Annotated in this window: 13 protein-coding genes and 1 tRNA gene; 2 read left to right on the top strand and 12 right to left on the bottom strand. The window is 66.2% G+C overall.

The window, feature by feature from the left end:
* Positions 1 to 10 precede the first annotated feature (10 nt).
* The 7 genes from addA to ahcY all read right to left on the bottom strand — a co-directional run bounded on the left by addA (position 11) and on the right by ahcY (position 12,635).
* Entirely contained in the window at positions 11 to 3,544 is a 3,534-nt protein-coding gene (addA, locus tag OIK40_RS00420; protein ID WP_273675282.1) for a double-strand break repair helicase AddA, read from the bottom strand.
* Positions 3,541 to 6,597 carry a PD-(D/E)XK nuclease family protein gene (locus tag OIK40_RS00415; RefSeq protein ID WP_273675281.1) on the bottom strand — a complete coding sequence of 1,019 codons (3,057 nt, stop codon included), beginning with the start codon at positions 6,595 to 6,597 and terminating at the stop codon, positions 3,541 to 3,543. The genes addA and OIK40_RS00415 overlap by 4 nt, the downstream gene beginning before the upstream one ends.
* Positions 6,590 to 7,312 (bottom strand): nucleotidyltransferase family protein, encoded by a 723-nt coding sequence (locus OIK40_RS00410; RefSeq protein ID WP_273675279.1) that lies wholly within the window; start codon positions 7,310 to 7,312, stop codon positions 6,590 to 6,592. The genes OIK40_RS00415 and OIK40_RS00410 overlap by 8 nt, the downstream gene beginning before the upstream one ends.
* Complete coding sequence (locus OIK40_RS00405) at positions 7,309 to 8,298, bottom strand: aminoglycoside phosphotransferase family protein (protein ID WP_273675277.1); 990 nt, start codon at positions 8,296 to 8,298, stop codon at positions 7,309 to 7,311. Before OIK40_RS00405 ends, OIK40_RS00410 begins: the two co-directional genes overlap by 4 nt.
* A complete protein-coding gene (gene tsaE / locus OIK40_RS00400; protein WP_273675275.1) occupies positions 8,295 to 8,759 on the bottom strand; it encodes a tRNA (adenosine(37)-N6)-threonylcarbamoyltransferase complex ATPase subunit type 1 TsaE in 465 nt (154 codons plus the stop codon). The genes OIK40_RS00405 and tsaE overlap by 4 nt, the downstream gene beginning before the upstream one ends.
* On the bottom strand, positions 8,756 to 11,116 hold the full coding sequence (locus tag OIK40_RS00395; RefSeq protein WP_273676035.1) for a PAS domain-containing sensor histidine kinase: 2,361 nt from the start codon (positions 11,114 to 11,116) through the stop codon (positions 8,756 to 8,758). The genes tsaE and OIK40_RS00395 overlap by 4 nt, the downstream gene beginning before the upstream one ends.
* Before the next feature lie 100 nt (positions 11,117 to 11,216).
* Entirely contained in the window at positions 11,217 to 12,635 is a 1,419-nt protein-coding gene (ahcY, locus tag OIK40_RS00390) for an adenosylhomocysteinase (protein ID WP_273675272.1), read from the bottom strand.
* A 184-nt stretch (positions 12,636 to 12,819) separates the two neighbouring features.
* On the opposite strand from ahcY, the gene OIK40_RS00385 reads away from it, so the two are divergent.
* Positions 12,820 to 13,299 (top strand): peroxiredoxin, encoded by a 480-nt coding sequence (locus OIK40_RS00385; protein ID WP_273675270.1) that lies wholly within the window; start codon positions 12,820 to 12,822, stop codon positions 13,297 to 13,299.
* Between the two features lie 78 nt (positions 13,300 to 13,377).
* On the opposite strand, the gene OIK40_RS00380 is transcribed toward OIK40_RS00385, so the two are convergent.
* The 4 genes from OIK40_RS00380 to folE form a co-directional block, all read right to left on the bottom strand.
* Complete coding sequence (locus OIK40_RS00380; RefSeq protein ID WP_273675268.1) at positions 13,378 to 14,070, bottom strand: cytochrome b/b6 domain-containing protein; 693 nt, start codon at positions 14,068 to 14,070, stop codon at positions 13,378 to 13,380.
* Between the two features lie 7 nt (positions 14,071 to 14,077).
* Complete coding sequence (locus tag OIK40_RS00375; protein WP_273675267.1) at positions 14,078 to 14,563, bottom strand: c-type cytochrome; 486 nt, start codon at positions 14,561 to 14,563, stop codon at positions 14,078 to 14,080.
* A 168-nt stretch (positions 14,564 to 14,731) separates the two neighbouring features.
* A complete protein-coding gene (locus OIK40_RS00370; protein ID WP_273675266.1) occupies positions 14,732 to 15,181 on the bottom strand; it encodes a hypothetical protein in 450 nt (149 codons plus the stop codon).
* A gap of 157 nt (positions 15,182 to 15,338) precedes the next feature.
* Positions 15,339 to 15,959: a GTP cyclohydrolase I FolE gene (gene folE / locus OIK40_RS00365; RefSeq protein WP_273675264.1), complete on the bottom strand. Its 621-nt coding sequence runs from the start codon at positions 15,957 to 15,959 to the stop codon at positions 15,339 to 15,341.
* A gap of 217 nt (positions 15,960 to 16,176) precedes the next feature.
* On the opposite strand from folE, the gene OIK40_RS00360 reads away from it, so the two are divergent.
* Complete coding sequence (locus OIK40_RS00360) at positions 16,177 to 16,566, top strand: metallopeptidase family protein (protein WP_273675262.1); 390 nt, start codon at positions 16,177 to 16,179, stop codon at positions 16,564 to 16,566.
* An 83-nt stretch (positions 16,567 to 16,649) separates the two neighbouring features.
* Here the strand turns inward: OIK40_RS00360 and OIK40_RS00355 are convergent.
* A tRNA-Arg gene (locus tag OIK40_RS00355) sits at positions 16,650 to 16,726 on the bottom strand.
* Positions 16,727 to 16,756: the final 30 nt, after the last annotated feature.

Below are 16,756 nucleotides of genomic sequence, written 5' to 3'. Positions count from 1 at the left end.
GCCAAGCTTTTCACTCAATATCCGGCGGCAAAAAGGATTGCTGCGCCATCTGCAACGCGTTCTTGTGTAACCGCAGCATTTCGGGCGAAAGATCGAACAGCGCGGGCGCATGGGTGTAGAGCACGCCCGCGCGCACTTCGCGGCCCGGATAGATCACCTCCAGCGCGGCGGTATAGGCCGCCATCTGGCGCTGCGTGGCGACCGGAATGTCGGCGGCGCTGGCCGGCGGGCGGCGGGTTGTCTTGAAATCGACCACGGTAATGCGCGCATCCTCGATCAGCAGGCGATCAGCCGTGCCTGCCACCACCACGCCATCGACCGTCGCGGCCAGCGGCACCTCGGCCAGCGCCTGCGGCGAAAACAGCGCGGCGAATTCAGGATAATCAAGCACCCCCAGCGCCGCGCCCAGCATTTCATCGCGCAGGCCTGCGTCCAGATCCCCCGCCTGCCGTTCGAGCCAGCCCCTCGCCGCCTCACCGCGATCATCGGGCGCGACATCGGGCAGACGTTCGAGCAGCCCGTGGATCAGGCTGCCGCGCCTTGCGGCATGGCGCGCGGCCTCGGGCGGGAGCGGCGGTTCGGCCCCTCCCTCCTCACCCGCCGCCGATGGTGCCAGCGGACGCGGCGGGCGCGGTTCAGGGCCGATGGGGGTCGTCATCCAGTGCGGCAATGCGGGCACGCCGCCCTGTTCCGCAGCGGCTCTGTCGTCGGGCACCAGCGGCTCGGCGCGTTCGCCCCATTCCTTGCGCCAGCACCATACCGGGTCGTCGAGTTGATCGCCCTCGAACAGCGGCGCCAGGCGGGCATACCAGCTGTCGTCATGCGGAACGCCCTTCTTGGCTTCTTTCTTGTTGAGCGAGCCGCCGATAAACAGCGCTTCCTCGGCGCGGGTCGCAGCGACATAGAGCAGCCGCCAGTGTTCCTGCATCGCAGCCGCCTTGGCCACCTCCTCGGCCTCGGTGACCCGGCCTGCCTTCTCGTCCTTGCCCAGCGGCGGCAGCGGCACTTCGCGTTTGCGCTCTGTGCCAAGGCCAAGGCCGAGCGGATCGTCCTCCAGCGCCAGATCGCGCGGATCGCCCGGCGCGCCCGTGGCATCGGCCAGAATGACGATCGGCGCCTGCAAGCCCTTGGACCCGTGAACCGTCATCACCCGCACCTGCCCGCCGACGGCGTCCGGATCGCGCTTGAGATCGGCCGTTCCGGCATCGAACCAGCCGAGGAACCCGGCGAGGCTCGGCCAATGCTCGGCCTCGTAGGCGAAGGCCTGGTTAAGCAATTCGTCGAGCGGATCATTGGCTTCCGCGCCCAGCCGCGCGACCAGCCTCGCCCGCCCTTCCCACGGCCCCGTCAACAACCATGAGATGAGCGCCTGCGGGGTCTGATAATCGGCACGGCGGAGCAGTTCGCGCAATCGCTCTGCCGTCTCTGTCACGAATGCCGGCGCATCTTCGCGGCGCAGATGATCCCACAAACGCTGCTTGGGCGCGCGCGGGACATGGGCAAGGATATCGTCCTGCGTCCACCCGATCAGCGGCGAGGCAAGCAGATTGGCGAGGCTGAGATCATCCTGCGGCTGCGCGGCAAAACGCAGTGCGGCAAGCACGTCGCGCACCGCCAGCGGCGCGCCCAGCCGCAAGCGATCGACCCCCGCCACCGGAACGCCGCGCGCATAAAGCTTGGCGACGATCTGGGCGGCAAGCTCCTTGCGCTGGCGCACCAGCACCATGATGTCGCCCGCCTGCGCGTGGCGCCGTCCGCCCTTCTCCAGCACGAAGGGTTCCTCGGTCAGCCAGCGCTGCACCTGATCGGCGATACGTCCGGCAAGCAGGGTATCGTGCCGTGGCAGCCAGTCGCGCCCGGCATCATCGCCATCGTCCTGATCGTCCGCATCTTCGCCCTTTTCCGGCACCACCGGCGGCCACAGCGTGACAAGGCCGGGGCGGATATCCCCCCTGTGTTCGGGAGGCGCCTTGTCGAGCCCGAATTCGGCAAAGCCCAGCGCCGCGATCATGCGGTTGACGAAACCGAGCACGATATCGGCGGTGCGGAACGACCGGCCAAGATCGAGATCCTGCCAGCCGGGCATGCGGCGGTTGGTGCGGCTGGATGCGATACCCTGCCGCGCGGCTTCGATGCGGGCATGGATACGCTTTTTGGCGCGGGCGAAGTTTTCCGGGCTGGTGCCCTGAAAGCCGAAGATCGCCTGCTTGTAATCGCCCACGGTGAAGATGGTGCGCAGCTTGTCGCCGCGCGCGCCGTCGCCGCTGAAGAAGTCATCGATCAGCGCATCGACAATGTCCCACTGGCTGGCATTGGTGTCCTGCGCCTCGTCGATCAGGATGTGATCGAAGTGGCGATCAAGCTTGTAGCGGATCCAGTCGGCGGCCTCGCTATTGCCGAGCAGCACGGCGGCCTTGCGGATCAGATCGGAAAAATCGAGCAGGCCTTCGCGGGCCTTGCGGTCCTCCCAGCGGACAGCAAAGGCACGCCCCACCTCAAGCGCCGAGGTGACGATTTCAGCGCAGGCGAGCAGCGCGCGGCGTTCTTCGACCAGACGCAACGCTTCGGCTATGATTTCCTGATTATCGGCGAAATCGGGATCGGTCTCGCGCGGCTTCTTGAGATTGAGGCTGGGGGTGCCGTCGGCCTTCAGCACAGTGCCGCGGAAACCGCTTGCCGCATCTATTCTTGCTGGCAGATCTAGTACCAGCCATTCGCGTATGAAATTCAGGCACTTGTCCGCAGTTGCCGTCCCCCATGATTCGAGCGGCGTGATCATCGCCATGAGATGATCATCGGGAAACACATCGGGATCGAGCGTCTCAGTCGCCCATGCCGCGTCCGCGTCGGCGGGCATATCCAGCAGCTGGCGCACCCGCTGCGCCATCGGCCGTTGCCAGCTGCCCGGCCCTTCCCACAGCTCCTGCGCCCCGGCGGCGCGCATCAGCCAGTTATGCAGCGCGCCCGGGTCCTTGCGGGTGGTGAACAGCCGGATGCCGTCCAGCACCGCCACGTCATGCGTCCGTTCGGCCTCCTCGACCAGATCGGTCAGCACCTCGCGCGCCAGCAATTCGCGGCTGCGATCCTCCATCACCCGAGTGCCGGGGGCTAGGCCCGCTTCCTCTGGGAAATTGCCGATCAGGAACTGGGCGAAAGCATGGATGGTGTCGATCCGCAGCCCCCCGCCGGGGCAATCGAGCACGCTGGCGAACAGGCTGCGCGCGCGGGCCTGCGTGGCGGGGTCGATGTCTGCGCCGAGATAGCCCAGCTCCTTGCCCAGCTGGCCCGCCGGCAACCGCACCCAGCGCGCCAGCACCGCGTTGATGCGGTTGGCCATTTCCGCCGCGCCCGCCTTGGTAAAGGTCAGGCACAGGATCTGCGAGGGCGCGACATCCTCGCGCAAAAGCAGCCGCAACACGCGCGCAGAAAGCACCTGCGTCTTGCCCGTCCCCGCCGATGCCGACAGCCAGACGTTGTCCTGCGGTTCGGCCGCCAGACGCTGGTTATCCTGCAGCGGAAAGACCTTGCCGTTGCCGCCGCTCACGCCGCGTCCTCCGCCGTGTCGTCGGTGCCGGTGTGGTGGACGATCCACTCTTCCAGCCGCATCAGCTGGTCATATTCATTATAGCCTTCGTAATCGGGGTTCTCGCGCGCGGTAAAGGGCTTGCTGCCCTTGATGTATTCGCGGATCGCAAGGGCCAGCTTTTCTTCATGAAAGGGCAGGTACCCATCGGGTTCGAGGCCGGTCTTGGCTTTGTCTATCTTCATCGGCGTTTCGCGATAGCCGAAGCCTTCTTGCTTCTTTGCCTTGCCGAGCGACCAGTATTCGAACCGCGTCGGTGTACCGGTGACAACCTGCCCGCTCTTGTCGTCCGCAAAGCGCCCGTCGCGGGCAATAAGCCCGAGCAGACCGAGTTGCAGGGCAAAGCCCGAAGTCACCTGTTTCTTGGCAGGCGGCGCGCCCGTCTTGTAATCGACGATGGCAAGACTGCCGTCGGCCAGCCGGTCGATCCGGTCGGCGCGGCCTATCACCTTCACGCCGTCCACCTCCATCGCGCCGGAAATCTCGCTCGCCAGCACGGTGCGGCCTTCGGCCTCGCCTTCGCGCACCCACTGTTCAAAGCGGGTGAGCGCGGCGATCAGACGCGGCTGCCACAGCGCCCGGAACAGCGCATGGACGCGCTCGGCGGCGAAATGTGCGGCGGCAAAGGGCGCCATCGGCACGGCCGGGTCGCGCAGGCGCGCCTTGTGCCACTTGTCGAGAATGTCGTGCACCAGGGTGCCGCGCAGCGCCGGGTCGCTGAAGGGATCGGCGGCGAGCGGATCAAGCCGCCGCAGGTCGAGGATCGCCTGCGCGTAGAACTGGTAGGGATCGCCCAGCAACCGGTCGAGCGCGGTTACCTTGATCGCCACATCGCGCAGCCGTGGCTCGGGATCGGGCGCAGGGCGCGGATAGGGTGCTGCGATCGGGCGCAGCCGGTCGAGATGCGGCAGCAGCGCAGGGATGGCGCTTTCGCGGTGCTCGTTTGCCAGATCCTCGCCCAGCAGCGCCTCGACCCGCAGGAGGAAGCGCGAAGGCAGCGTCGGCCCTTCGGCATCGCGCAAGGCGCGGCTCAGCACCACCTGCGGAGCCCCCAGCGCCCCGGCAAGGTCATGCGCGGCAAGGCCGATGCGGAATTCTGCCCCCGGCACGCCAAGCGCGCGCAGAATCGCGGGCGCCAGCAGCGCATCGGCGCCCGGCGGCTGCGGCCATGATCCTTCGTTCAGCCCGCCGCAGACGACAAGATCGGCACGCGCCATACGCGCTTCCAGCAAGCCGTAGATCGCCACGCGCGGGTGCCCGCCATAGCCGGGACGCACCGCCACCTCGTCCATCGCGTCACGAAGGATACCGGCAAGATCGGCGGCGGCGATCATCGTTCCCGCCGCCTGCGCCTGCTGGCGCAAATCCTCGATCATGGTGCCCAGCGCACGCCCATCCTCGCGCTCCCACGCGGCGGTGCCAGCGAAATCCTCGGCCGCAGCGGCAAGTTTGTCGAGCGCCTCGGCAAGCGCGATCTCTTCGGGCCAACCGGTCAGCGGGGCGACGAGCGCCTCGGCCTCGGTCCACCACACGGCAACCTTTGCCTCTTCGGCCGCCTCGCGCAGCGGCTCCCATCCGGCTGCGGGTGCAGGACCGCGCAATTCGCGGTCGAAGGCGCGCAGGCCCTTCAGCCAGTCGCGCCGCGCGTCCGGCTCGGATCCGCGCACAAGCGGATGGCCGAAGGCGGCGACAAGCCGGGCAGGATCGGGGCCATGCGCTGCAATCTCGGCCAGCAGACCGAGCAGGCGGCCCGCAGGGGTCAAGGCCAGTGGACGCCCCGCCGAATCGTCGGCGGCGATATTCCAGCGTTCCAGATGCTGCACCACCCGCCGCGCCAGACCGCGATCGGCGGTGACGACGGCGATACGCCGTTCGGGCTGTTCCAGCGCCTCGCGCACAAGCAGCGCGATCGCCTGGGCTTCTTCCTCGATCGTCGCGCTGGTAAGCAGACGCACACCGGCAAGGCGACGGTCGGCCGCGTCGAGGCTGACCCAGTCGCGGCTCGCCTGCGGGGGCAGAAACAGCGAGGAAATTGCACGGCTGCGGGCAGGTTCCGCCGCCGCGATCCCGCGCCGGTGCCACGGCTGCACCTCCGCCCGGTTGACGCCCATCCGGTTCAGCAGCAGCTTCAGATGGTATTGCGGATGGGTGACGGCATCATCGGCGCCGAACACCGCTCCGCCCGGCTCATCGGCAGCGCCCGCTCGGCCCAGTTCGTCCCACGCCCCGGCGCTCATCTCGCGGTCGAGATCGGGCAGGATCACCGCCCCTTCGGGCAATTCGGCAATAACGCGCAGCAGCCGCGCCAGCGCGGGCGCGGCGCTGGTGACACCGGCAGCGACGACCGGATGACGCGGCGGATGGTCCTTCCAGCGCCGTGCAGCACGATCGAACAGCAGGTTGCGCCGCGTTGCGGCATCCTCCTCGCCGCGCGCAGCCAGTTCGGCCTGCCAGCGGACATTAACCCGCGCGAACAGGCGGATCGAACGCTTCCAGTGCTCCGCTACGCCGGCCATGCTGTCGAGCACGGGATCGGACAGCAGATCCTCGAAGGTCTTTTCCTCGACCAGCAGCCGGTCAATCGTTCGCGCCATTTCGCGCGCCAGATTAAGCCGCGCGCGGCCCGGCAGCGGCTCCATCCTCTCGCCCGCGCGTTCCTCGGCAATCAGGCGATCAAGCGTCAGCCAGCGGCGCACCGGATCGCAGGCGGGCGGAATGTCGGCAGCGCCCAACGGATCGAGCGCCGCGCCCAGTTTCTCGTCAAGATCGAGATCGCCGACCGCGACCATGCGCGGCATCAGCAGCCCGCCCTCGCCCGTTTCGCCCGCGTGGCGGATGAAAGCTTCGGACAAGGTGCGCGCCGCGCGGCTAGAAGGGACGAGCAGCGTCAGCCTCGCGAGGCCGAAACCCGGCTCGCGGTAACGCGGCACCAGCCCGGCGACGAGTGCATCTGCAAACCCGCGGTGTGCGGCAATCGAATAGACCAGGGGGCCGGCGCGGCGCGGCTCAGCCACGCTGCAAGGCCTCCTCGGTCGGGCGGATCGCCTGCGGCGTGCCGACTTCGAACCACAAACCACCGAACGACAGGCCGTAAAGCCGCCCTTCGGCAATCGCGCGGTTCCACAGAATGTTGGTGGAGAACGGCCCTTCGGGCGCATCGCGCAGCAGGCGGTGGCTGACAAGCTGGATGCCGGTGTAGATGAACGGCGCGATCCGCCCGTCGCGGCGGCGCGAAAGCAGGCCGTTGGGGTCCATGTGGAAATCGCCCGGCCCGTTGAAATTGGCCGCTCGCGCGTGCGACACCAGCAGCAGCAGCGCATCCATCTGATCGGGATTCCAGCGCCGCGACAATTCGGCAAAGGCGTTGTTCGGCCCGTCGAGCCAGATGTTGTCGGCATTGAGCGCGAAGAAGGGATCGGGCAGTTGCGGCAACGCCTTGATCATCCCCCCGCCGGTTTCCAGCAGCACAGCGCGCTCGTCCGACACGGTCACCTGCGGCGTCTTGCGGGCGCCGACATGGGCCTCCAGCGCGTCGGCCAGATAATGCACGTTGACCACCGCCCGGGCGACCCCCGCTTCGGCCAGACGATCAAGCGCGTGATCGATCAGCGGCTTTCCCGCGACCCGGACCATCGGCTTTGGCTGGCTGGCGGTGAGCGGACGCATCCGCTTGCCCAGCCCGGCGGCGAGCACCATCGCGGTATCGGTGACAAGGCCGGCTTCGCTCATGCGGCAAAGGCTCCATGGGCAAATCGCAGCGTATCGGGGATATTGGCATCGAACCAGCGCGCCACCGGCTCCAGCGCCGGATGGGCCAGATCGCGTTCAAGCGCGGCCCAGACGCGCGGGATCATGGCAAGGTATTTCGGCTTCCCGTCCCGCCGGTCGAGCCGGGTAAAAATGCCGACGATCTTGGCATTGCGCTGCGCGCCGAGGCGGGCGTAGTCGGCCAGGAATTCGTCGTCGGCGGCGCCCGAATGATGCGCGTAATGAAGCAGCATCGCGGTTTCGAGGTCTTCCGACACGTCGCGCCGCGCGTCCTGCAACAGCGAGACAAGATCATAGGCCGGATGCCCCACCAGCGCATCCTGGAAATCGATCAGGCCCTGCGGCGCGCCCGGCTGGCCGTGGAGCAGCATGATGTTTTCGGCATGATAGTCGCGCAGCACGGTGACTCCGGGCTGCTGGCGGGTGAGCAAGGGAGACAGCACCTCTTCCCATGCCGCAGCATACCCCGCCTCATCCACTTCAAGCCCCTGTGCAGGGCAATACCACTCGGTCAGCAGCGCCGCCTCGCGCTGGTAGGTCGCCATGTCATAAGGTGCGAAGGAACCGGGCGGCAGACGATGCAGCGCCACCAGCGCCTCGACCGCGGCTTCATAGGCCGCCCGCTCGTCGCCGGGGTTCGCGTCGAGCCAGTCGCGCATCCGGTCATTGCCGAAATCCTCGGTCAGCACCCAGCCCGCGTCCGCTTCCGCAGCGATGATCGCCGGGCCGCGCATTCCGTTGGCGGTCAGCCAGCCGGCCACATGCAGGAAAGGCGCAGGATCCTCATGCGGCGGGGGCGCGTGCATCAGCATGGCCGTTTCGCCCGAATCGCGCACCAGCCGGAAATAGCGCCGGAACGAGGCGTCGCCGGGCAGCGGCTGGACAGCGGCATCGGCCCATCCGGCACGGGCAGTGAAGTCGGCAAGGCCTGCGGGCAGTTCGCTCATGGCATCCGCCCTACCCAATCCGCCCCGCCGCGGGCAATCGCAATCCGCCCGCCTTCCCCGCTTTCTCCGGCAGGTTCGAGGGCGATCTCAAGACACCCCGGCTCATTCGAAAAACCGCCCGCGTGATCGGGCCATTCGGCCAGCAGCGCCGCGCCTACGCGGTAATCGTCCAGCCCGATTTCCAACAGCTCCGACGGGTTTTCAAGGCGGTAGAAATCGGCGTGCACCACCGCCAGACGCAGGGGAGGCGACGGGTAGGTTTCGATAATGGTGAAGGTTGGCGAAGGCACCTCGCCCCTGTGCCCCAGCGCGGCGAGGATCGCGCGCGCCAGCGTGGTCTTGCCCGCTCCCAGCCCGCCCGACAGCGCGACCACGTCGCCCGCGCGCAGCCGCGCCGCGATGCGCGCGCCATAGGCTGCCATGGCCGCAAGATCGGGCAGAACTTCGGGGAGTGCGTTCACGGGAGGCGAATCGTTGCGGTGGTGCCAGCGCCCGGGCGGCTGGCGATCTCCAGCGTGCCGTCATGCGCCTCGATCAGCTGGCGGGCCAGCGGCAGGCCCAGCCCGGTGCGGCGTTCGGGCGATCCGTCCTTGCCCGGCTGCAATCCGCCAAGCGCGCGCGCCAGTTCCTGCGAAGTCATCCCGCGGCCATTATCGGCAATGCCGATTTCCATTCCCCACTCCGCGCCTTCGGGGGCTTTCCTGATCTCGATCACGATCCGCCCGCCATCGGGGGTTCCGGCAATGGCATTGTCGATCAGATTGCCGAGCGCCCGGCCTAGCTGGCGCGGGTCGCCCTCGATCACCCGCCCGCGGCGGCCCTTGAGATCAAGGCTCAGCCCGGCGGCGATGATCGCCTGCTCGCGCTCGCGCACCAGCGTGGTGAGGAATTCGAGCAGATCGAGCCTCTCCTTGCGGATCGGCAGCAACCCTGCCTCGCTCTGCGACAGGTCGAGCACGTTTTCGACCTGTTCGGTCAGGCGTTCGACCGCGCTGAGGATCGCATCGACATATTCGCCCGCGGCTTGCGGATCGCTCGCCACACCGGCCTTCAGCAGTTCGGCATAGCCGCCGATGGTGGTGAGCGGCGTGCGGAATTCGTAGGACATGTTGGCGAGGAACCGCGCCTTGACCGCGTCGGCCTCCTCCAGTGCCTCGGCGCGTTCGCGCAGGGCTTGCTCGGCCTTTTGCGAGGCGGTGATATCGAGCACGGTCAAAAGCCCGTTGCCGTCGGGCAGCGGCACCCCGGCAAAACGCAGGGTGCGCCCGTCGGCAAGGTCCACCTGACCGCCCTTCTCGCGCCGGTCGAGCGTCGCCGCGCGCACCGCCGCACCGATCAACCCGGCATCTTCGGGGCGCACCAGATTGCGCCCGATCGCGCCAAGCAATTCATCGGCGCTGGGATGCGCGTCGAGCAGTTCGGGGGTCAGGCCCCAGGTGCCCGCGAAGCTACGGTTCCACAGCTGCACCGAACCGTCGGGTGCGAAGATTGCCAGTGCTTCGAACAGGCTGTCGAGCGTTGCGGTGCGGGTGCGCAGCAATGTGTCGCGCACGGCCGAAAGCGCCAGTTGTTCGGTGCGGTCTTCGGCAATCAGCACCAGCCCGCCATCGGGAAGCGGCTGGGCAACGATACGCAGATGCGTGCCGCCCGGCAGCGGCCACGCCTCTTCCAGCGTCGCGCTCGCCTCGAACCATCCGGCCCGCTCGCGCCGCCATTCGGGGAAATCGCGCACTTCCGGCGTGCGCCCACGCTCGCGCGCTTCGGCAAGGAAACGTTCGAACGGCGTGCGCGCCTCGATCGCTTCGTCGGTAAGCACGAACAGGCGGCGGAACGGGCGATTGGCGAAGACCAGCCGTTCCTCCGCATCGAACTGCGCCACGCCGACCGAAAGCTGATCGAGCAGCGCGCGCTGTGCATCGCGGAAGGCGCGAAAATTCCGCGCGACCTGCTGTTGTTCCTCGATATCGATGGCGTAGCCGGCGACGCCTTCTAGCCCCAGCGGCAGATCACTGACCCGCAAGGTGCGGCGCGCGCCGTGCACGGTCGCCGCGACGGAACGTTCGGATTTGGTCTGGCTTTTGAGCGTGTCGCGCGCGATTTCTGCCGGAGAGCGTCCGTCTTCGGGTTCGAGCAGTTCGATCTGCCCCTCCACCACCTCGGTCGCGCTGGCCGCGCCGACCGCGTCGACATAGGCCTGATTGACGAGCTGGAGCGAAAGATCGCTGCCGCGGAACCACATCGGCATCGGCGCGGCTTCGATCAGCCCCACCAGCGCAGCAAAGTCCCCCGTCGCCCGGGTTGCAGCGGCGCGCAGGCGTGCCATTTCGGCATGGCTTTCGCTGAAGTCGAACACCCACACCAGCGCCGCACCGCCGGGGGAGACCTGCGGATCGGCCAGCGTCCCGTGCAATGCCAGACTGCGCTGCGAGCCGAGCGGATTGATCGCCATGCGGAACGGGGCGGCGGTCTTCTGGGTGGCCTGCACCCTGGCCCAGAGCTGATCGAGCTGATCGGGCGACAGGCCGCCGCTGCGCGGATCATCCCCGCGCGCTGCCAGTTCGCTGAGATATTTCGGCATCGCCGGCAGACCGAGCAGCCGCGCCAGCTTTTCCGGTGCCTCGATCCGCCCGTCTACCCGCACCAGCAGCGGCACCGCCGGAGCGACATCGAGCAAGGTCGACATCCGCTTGAGACTGGCCTTGAGCGCCCGGGCGCGCTTCATGCTGCCGCTTGCGCGCAGCACCACCACCGCCGCGCCCACCGCCCATGCGGCGAGCACCAGCGCAATCAGCACAAGCGAAAGCGGCGAGGATTCCATCATTCACCAGCTATGCGCGGCGCGCGGCCAGTGCAACGGGGTTCGCCATGCCCGCCCCCAACCCCGTGAAAAAACGGGGCGGGAACGCGGCTGTGGGCGATCAATAGCGATAGTGATCGGGCTTGAACGGGCCGGCCTGCGGCACGCCGATATAGCTCGCCTGCTTGTCCGACAGCTGGGTCAGCTTCACGCCCAGCTTTTCGAGATGCAGCGCGGCGACCTTTTCATCGAGGTGCTTGGGCAGAACGTAGACGTCGTTGTCGTATTCGTCCGACTTGGTGAACAGCTCGATCTGGGCCAGCGTCTGGTTGGTGAAGCTCGCGCTCATCACGAAGCTCGGGTGGCCGGTGGCGCAGCCGAGGTTCACCAGACGGCCCTTGGCGAGGATCAGGATCGACTTGCCATCGGGGAAGGTGACCAGATCGGTGCCTTCCTTGATTTCCTTCCAGTCATAGTTGGAAAGCGCCGAAATCTGGATCTCGCTGTCGAAGTGGCCGATATTGCAGACGATCGCCATCGGCTTCATGTTCATCATGTGATCGGCGGTGATCACGTCCTCGTTGCCGGTGGCGGTCACGAAAATGTCGGCACGCTTGACCGCGTCTTCCATGGTGACGACTTCAAACCCGTCCATCGCCGCCTGAAGCGCGCAGATCGGATCGATTTCGGTCACCATCACACGCGCGCCGCCGTCACGCAGCGAAGCGGCCGAACCCTTGCCGACATCGCCGTAACCGGCAACGCAGGCGACCTTGCCGGCCAGCATCACGTCGGTCGCGCGGCGGATCGCGTCGACCAGCGATTCCTTGCAGCCGTAGAGGTTGTCGAACTTCGACTTGGTCACCGAATCGTTCACGTTGATCGCGGGGAACGGCAGCTTGCCCTGCTTGGCGATCTGGTAGAGCCGCATGACGCCGGTGGTGGTTTCTTCCGAAACGCCCTTGATGGTCTTGACGGTCTTGGTGAGGTAGCCCGGCTTGGCGGCGACGAAGGCCTTGAGCGCACGCTGGAATTCGACTTCCTCGGCATTGGCAGGAGCAGGCATTTCCTCGCCCGCTTCGATGCGCGCGCCCCACAGCGCGAACATGGTCGCATCGCCGCCATCGTCGAGGATCATGTTGCAGGTAAGGTCCTGATCAGCCTCGCTCGACCAGTCGAAGATACGGCCGACGTAATCCCAATATTCGCCCAGCGTTTCGCCCTTCACGGCGAACACCGGAATGCCGCGCGCGGCGATTGCGGCGGCGGCGTGATCCTGAGTCGAGAAGATGTTGCAGGTCGCCCAGCGCACGTCAGCGCCCAGCGCCACCAGCGTCTCGATCAGCACGGCGGTCTGGATGGTCATGTGCAAGCTGCCGGTGATACGCGCGCCCTTGAGCGGCTGCGAGGAACCATATTCCTCGCGCAGCGCCATCAGGCCCGGCATTTCGGTTTCGGCGATGCGGATCTCGTCACGCCCGAAATCGGCGAGAGCGATGTCCTTGATGACATATTCCTGGGTCGGGGCGAGAGTGGCCATGATCTATCTCCTAGGGGCAGGTCGGCGCGCACCAGCGCGGCATAATCTTCTATTGCGATGGCCCCTAGCCGCGCGCCGCTTCCGAGGCAAATATAAACTTATCTTTATATGTCTATTTGTTGCCCGTCCCGCCACGCCCGCTATAGGTGCCGCAGTTCCCCCTTAACGAAGGACACCCACGCACATGACGATTTCCGTTGGCGACAAGCTTCCCGATGTCACGCTGATCAAAGCCACTGCCGAAGGGCCGCAGCCGGTCAAATCCTCGGACTATTTTGCTGGCAAGCGCGTGGCGCTGTTCTCGGTTCCCGGCGCTTTCACGCCGACCTGCTCGGCCAAGCACCTGCCCGGCTTTGTCGAAAAGGCCGCCGATCTCAAAGCCAAGGGCGTCGATGAAATCGTCGGCACCGCGGTAAACGACGCATTTGTGATGGGCGCTTGGAACAAGGCCGCAGGCAGCGACGAAATCACCATGCTGGCCGATGGCAATGCCGACTTCGTCGAGGCTATCGGCCTCACCATGGACGGATCGGGCTTCGGCATGGGCAAGCGCGGGCAGCGTTTCTCGATGGTCATCAATGATGGCGTGGTCGAGCAGCTGAACGTCGAAGAGCCGGGTGATTTCAAGGTGTCGAGCGCCGATTACATGCTCGGCCAGCTCTGAAGCATGCACGACAGATAATTGAAAAGGGGCGCTTTCCATCGCGGAAAGCGCCCCTTTTTCGTGTCGGGTCAACGCCGATCAGGTGAGCGGCGGCGCGCCGTTCGCAATCCACAGGGCAAGGCCCGTCGCCAGCGCCACCGCCAGCACTGCACGCACCCACGGCGTCGGCCCGATCCCCGTCACCCCGGCCATCGGCGGACGCGCGCCGCCGAACATCGGGCTGAGCAAATCATTGCCCTTCACCGCGTAGAAGGTGATCGCGGCAAGGTGCAGCACGATGAGCCCGAGCAGGACGTTGAAAAACGCCTCGTGCAGTTCGGTGATGCTATCGGCAAGCATAACGCCCACCAGCGGATTGAGCGGCCCAGTCATCCCGTCATAGGGATCGCCCGAAAACAGCCCTAGGCTGACCTGAAGCAGCATCGCGCCGATCAGCGCCATCGTGCTCCACCCGCCCAACGGGCTATGTCCGATCGCGGGGCCTGCCCCTTCCGGTTGCCCCCGCAGATAGGCGATAACCGTGCCCGGCCCCTTCACGAACTGCGCGAAGCGGGCCGTTTCCGGGCCGAGAAATCCCCACAAGACCCGGAACGCAAGGATACCGAACAGCGCCAGTCCGATCTGGCGGTGCAGCGCCCATTTGTCGTTTTCCGCCGTCCACCACATCGCGGTGATCAGCAGCGGAAAGCTCCAGTGGGTCAGGCGCAGCAGCGGGTCCCACACCCTGACATCGGGCGCGGAAACCGCACCTTGGCCGGGCATGCCGCTCATTTCCGGATTACTTCTTGTCGTCGAGACGGAAGTTGTCGTGGCAGCCCTTGCACGCGCCGCCCAACGCCATCACTTGCGCACCGACGGCTTCCTTGTCGCCTGCGGGGGCGATCTCGGCCAGCTTGGCGCTTTCATCGAGCAGCTTCTGAGCGGCCGCCTTGAATTCCTCGGGCTTTTCCCAGATCGCGGGCAGGGCTTCGGTCTTGTAACCGTCATCCACGCTGGTGCCGGCGGGGAAATGGCCTTCGATCTTGCCGCCGAGCGTGTTGATCTCGCTCGCCTTGGCGGCGATCACGCCGAAGTCGGGCGCGTCCTTTTCAAGCTCGCCGCGCACGGCCTTGAAGGCATCGCCGATGGCTTCGAAGTTGTCGTGACGTTCCTTGAGCACCGGCGGCGCTTCCGCAGCCGGTTCTCCGCCCGAACAGGCAGCAAGCGTAGCGGCCAGCGCGGCGGCGATCACAAGGCGAGAGGCAGGAATGCGAACCATCGTCATGTAGCTCCTTGATTGGGCCGTAAGGCAAATCCCGGACAGCAAGCTATGCAGCTTTGCAGTCCATCGCAAACATAACCTGCACCGCGCACGCATTGACCTGCCGCAAAGGCACGAAAAAGGGGCGCCCCGCAGCGGAGCGCCCCGATCCCGTGCAACCCCGGAAAGCTATCAGCCTTCGCGCCCGTTGGCGGCGGCGCTTTCAGCTTCGGCGAGGATCGCGGTGCGATCCTGATCGACCAGTTCGAGCATCGCGCTGCGGAAGGTGTCGCGGCGCGCCTCTACCAGCTGGTCGATCGCCTTGTCGTTCTGACGGCACCAGCCGGGGGTGGAACCGCTGGCGACATCATCGCGCGACATCGTGCGGCGGGTCTGAAGCGCATCGCCGACCTTTGCGGTGCGCTCGACACTCAGCGAAGCGCTCCACACGCAACGCAGCGTGCTCGGCCGGCCGGCCACGCCTGCCGTCCCGGTCTGGCGAGTTTCGATCTGCACCGCGCCTTCGTAATCGGCGGCAATCGTTCCGGCCGGGTGTTCGATCACCACTTCATGTTCGAGAGCCAGCGCCGGCGAGGCAAGGCACACCCCGGCAACCAGGCCTGTGAGCCCAAGTTTCTTCATGATCAGGTCTCCTGCGTTATCCTGGCCATTTTATCCGGCCATTGACGCAGGAAACCTAGCAGCGCGCAGGGCGAATTCCAAGCGGAAGTGATGTAATTTCATCACAAGCAAGGGAAAACGATCAATGCATTGATGCGCCTATTTGAAGACAGGCCCGTCAGTAGCCCATCAGGCTCATCACTTCCTTGCGGCTGCGATGATCTTCGAGGAAGCATCCGAGGATCCGGCTGGTCACCATTTCCACGCCGTGCGTCTTCACGCCGCGCCCGGTCATGCAGCCGTGCTGCGCCTCGATCACAACGGCGACGCCGTGCGGTTCGAGATTGTCCCAGATGCACTGCGCGACCTCGGCGGTCAGACGCTCCTGGATTTGCAGGCGGTGGGCATATCCGTGCAGCACGCGGGCCAGCTTGGAAATGCCGACGACCTTCTTGTTCGGCAGATAGGCGATTGCCGCCTTGCCCGTGATCGGCGCCATGTGGTGTTCGCAATGCGACTGGAACGGGATGTCCTTGAGCAGCACGATCTCGTCATAGCCGCCGACTTCGGTGAACTGGCGGGTCAGGTGGATCGCCGGATCCTCCTTGTAGCCCTCGCAATATTCGAGCCACGCGCGCCCGACGCGCTTGGGGGTGTCGAGCAGGCCTTCGCGGGCCGGATCATCGCCCGCCCATTCGAGCAGGGTGCGGATCGCGTCCTGCACATGTTCGGGCACGTCGGGTTTGCCCAGCGGATTGTCCGGATCAAACTCGTCATCATGGGCGCAAACGTAATTCATTGTGGGTGGTCTTTCCTAGCAATCGGCGGAGCGCACACGGCCCCTGCCCCCTCTTTCGTCGATCCCGCGACACCTTAACCGTCAAAACCGCCTGACGTTCCGCAGATCATGCCCGGCGATGCGCCGGTTGCGTCCGCAACGCCATGCTCCATATTACGTTATGTAAGCCGAGAATGGCGCAATGCACCCCCGCATCCCGCAAAAAAGGATATCCTCCTTGCCCAGCCACAGCGCAGCCGAGTTCGAGGAAACCGCCCGCGCAGTGCTGCGCCGCTTGCCCGAACCCTTCCGCGCGCATCTTCAGGATGTGGTGCTGCGAATCGCGGAATTCGCCAGCCCCGAACAACTCGCCGCCGTAGGGATGGAGGACCGCTGGGAGCTGACCGGGCTTTATGAAGGCATCGCGCTGCCCGAACAGTCGCAATGGGATCACGAACGGAAGCCGCCAATGATCAGCCTGTTCCGCCAGCCGCTGCTGGCCGAGATGCGCGAAACCGGCGTGGGATTTGTCGAACTGGTGCGGCACGTCGTCATCCACGAGGCCGGACACCATTTCGGATTCTCGGACGAGGACATGCACGCGCTCGAGGAGAGCGTGGAGGATTAGCGCCCTTCCCGGAGGCCACGCAGCGAGAGAACGAAGCTCCCGAACCAACAACGCCCGCCCCTCTTGCGAGGAGCGGGCGTTGTTGGCGCACCCGAAAGGATTCGAACCTCTGACCCCCAGATTCGTAGTCTGGTGCTCTATCCAGCTGAGCTACGGGTGCGCTCTGGAGCGGGGCACATAGGGGGGTCGG

This window comes from Erythrobacter fulvus (genome assembly GCF_028595285.1).
Taxonomy (GTDB): Bacteria; Pseudomonadota; Alphaproteobacteria; order Sphingomonadales; family Sphingomonadaceae; genus Erythrobacter; species Erythrobacter fulvus.
The sequence above is the reverse complement of the archived record's forward strand: the minus strand, read 5'-3'. Positions and strand labels throughout refer to the sequence as shown.

What these genes read in the sequence shown, in the direction of transcription:
- OIK40_RS00410 (WP_273675279.1), bottom strand. Translation starts at nt 7,312, where the DNA reads ATGAGCGAAGCCGGCCTTGTCACCGATACCGCGATGGTGCTCGCCGCC.
- OIK40_RS00405 (WP_273675277.1), bottom strand. Translation starts at nt 8,298, where the DNA reads ATGAGCGAACTGCCCGCAGGCCTTGCCGACTTCACTGCCCGTGCCGGA.
- OIK40_RS00395 (WP_273676035.1), bottom strand. Translation starts at nt 11,116, where the DNA reads ATGGAATCCTCGCCGCTTTCGCTTGTGCTGATTGCGCTGGTGCTCGCC.
- ahcY (WP_273675272.1), bottom strand. Translation starts at nt 12,635, where the DNA reads ATGGCCACTCTCGCCCCGACCCAGGAATATGTCATCAAGGACATCGCT.
- OIK40_RS00385 (WP_273675270.1), top strand. Translation starts at nt 12,820, where the DNA reads ATGACGATTTCCGTTGGCGACAAGCTTCCCGATGTCACGCTGATCAAA.
- OIK40_RS00380 (WP_273675268.1), bottom strand. Translation starts at nt 14,070, where the DNA reads ATGAGCGGCATGCCCGGCCAAGGTGCGGTTTCCGCGCCCGATGTCAGG.
- OIK40_RS00375 (WP_273675267.1), bottom strand. Translation starts at nt 14,563, where the DNA reads ATGACGATGGTTCGCATTCCTGCCTCTCGCCTTGTGATCGCCGCCGCG.
- OIK40_RS00370 (WP_273675266.1), bottom strand. Translation starts at nt 15,181, where the DNA reads ATGAAGAAACTTGGGCTCACAGGCCTGGTTGCCGGGGTGTGCCTTGCC.
- folE (WP_273675264.1), bottom strand. Translation starts at nt 15,959, where the DNA reads ATGAATTACGTTTGCGCCCATGATGACGAGTTTGATCCGGACAATCCG.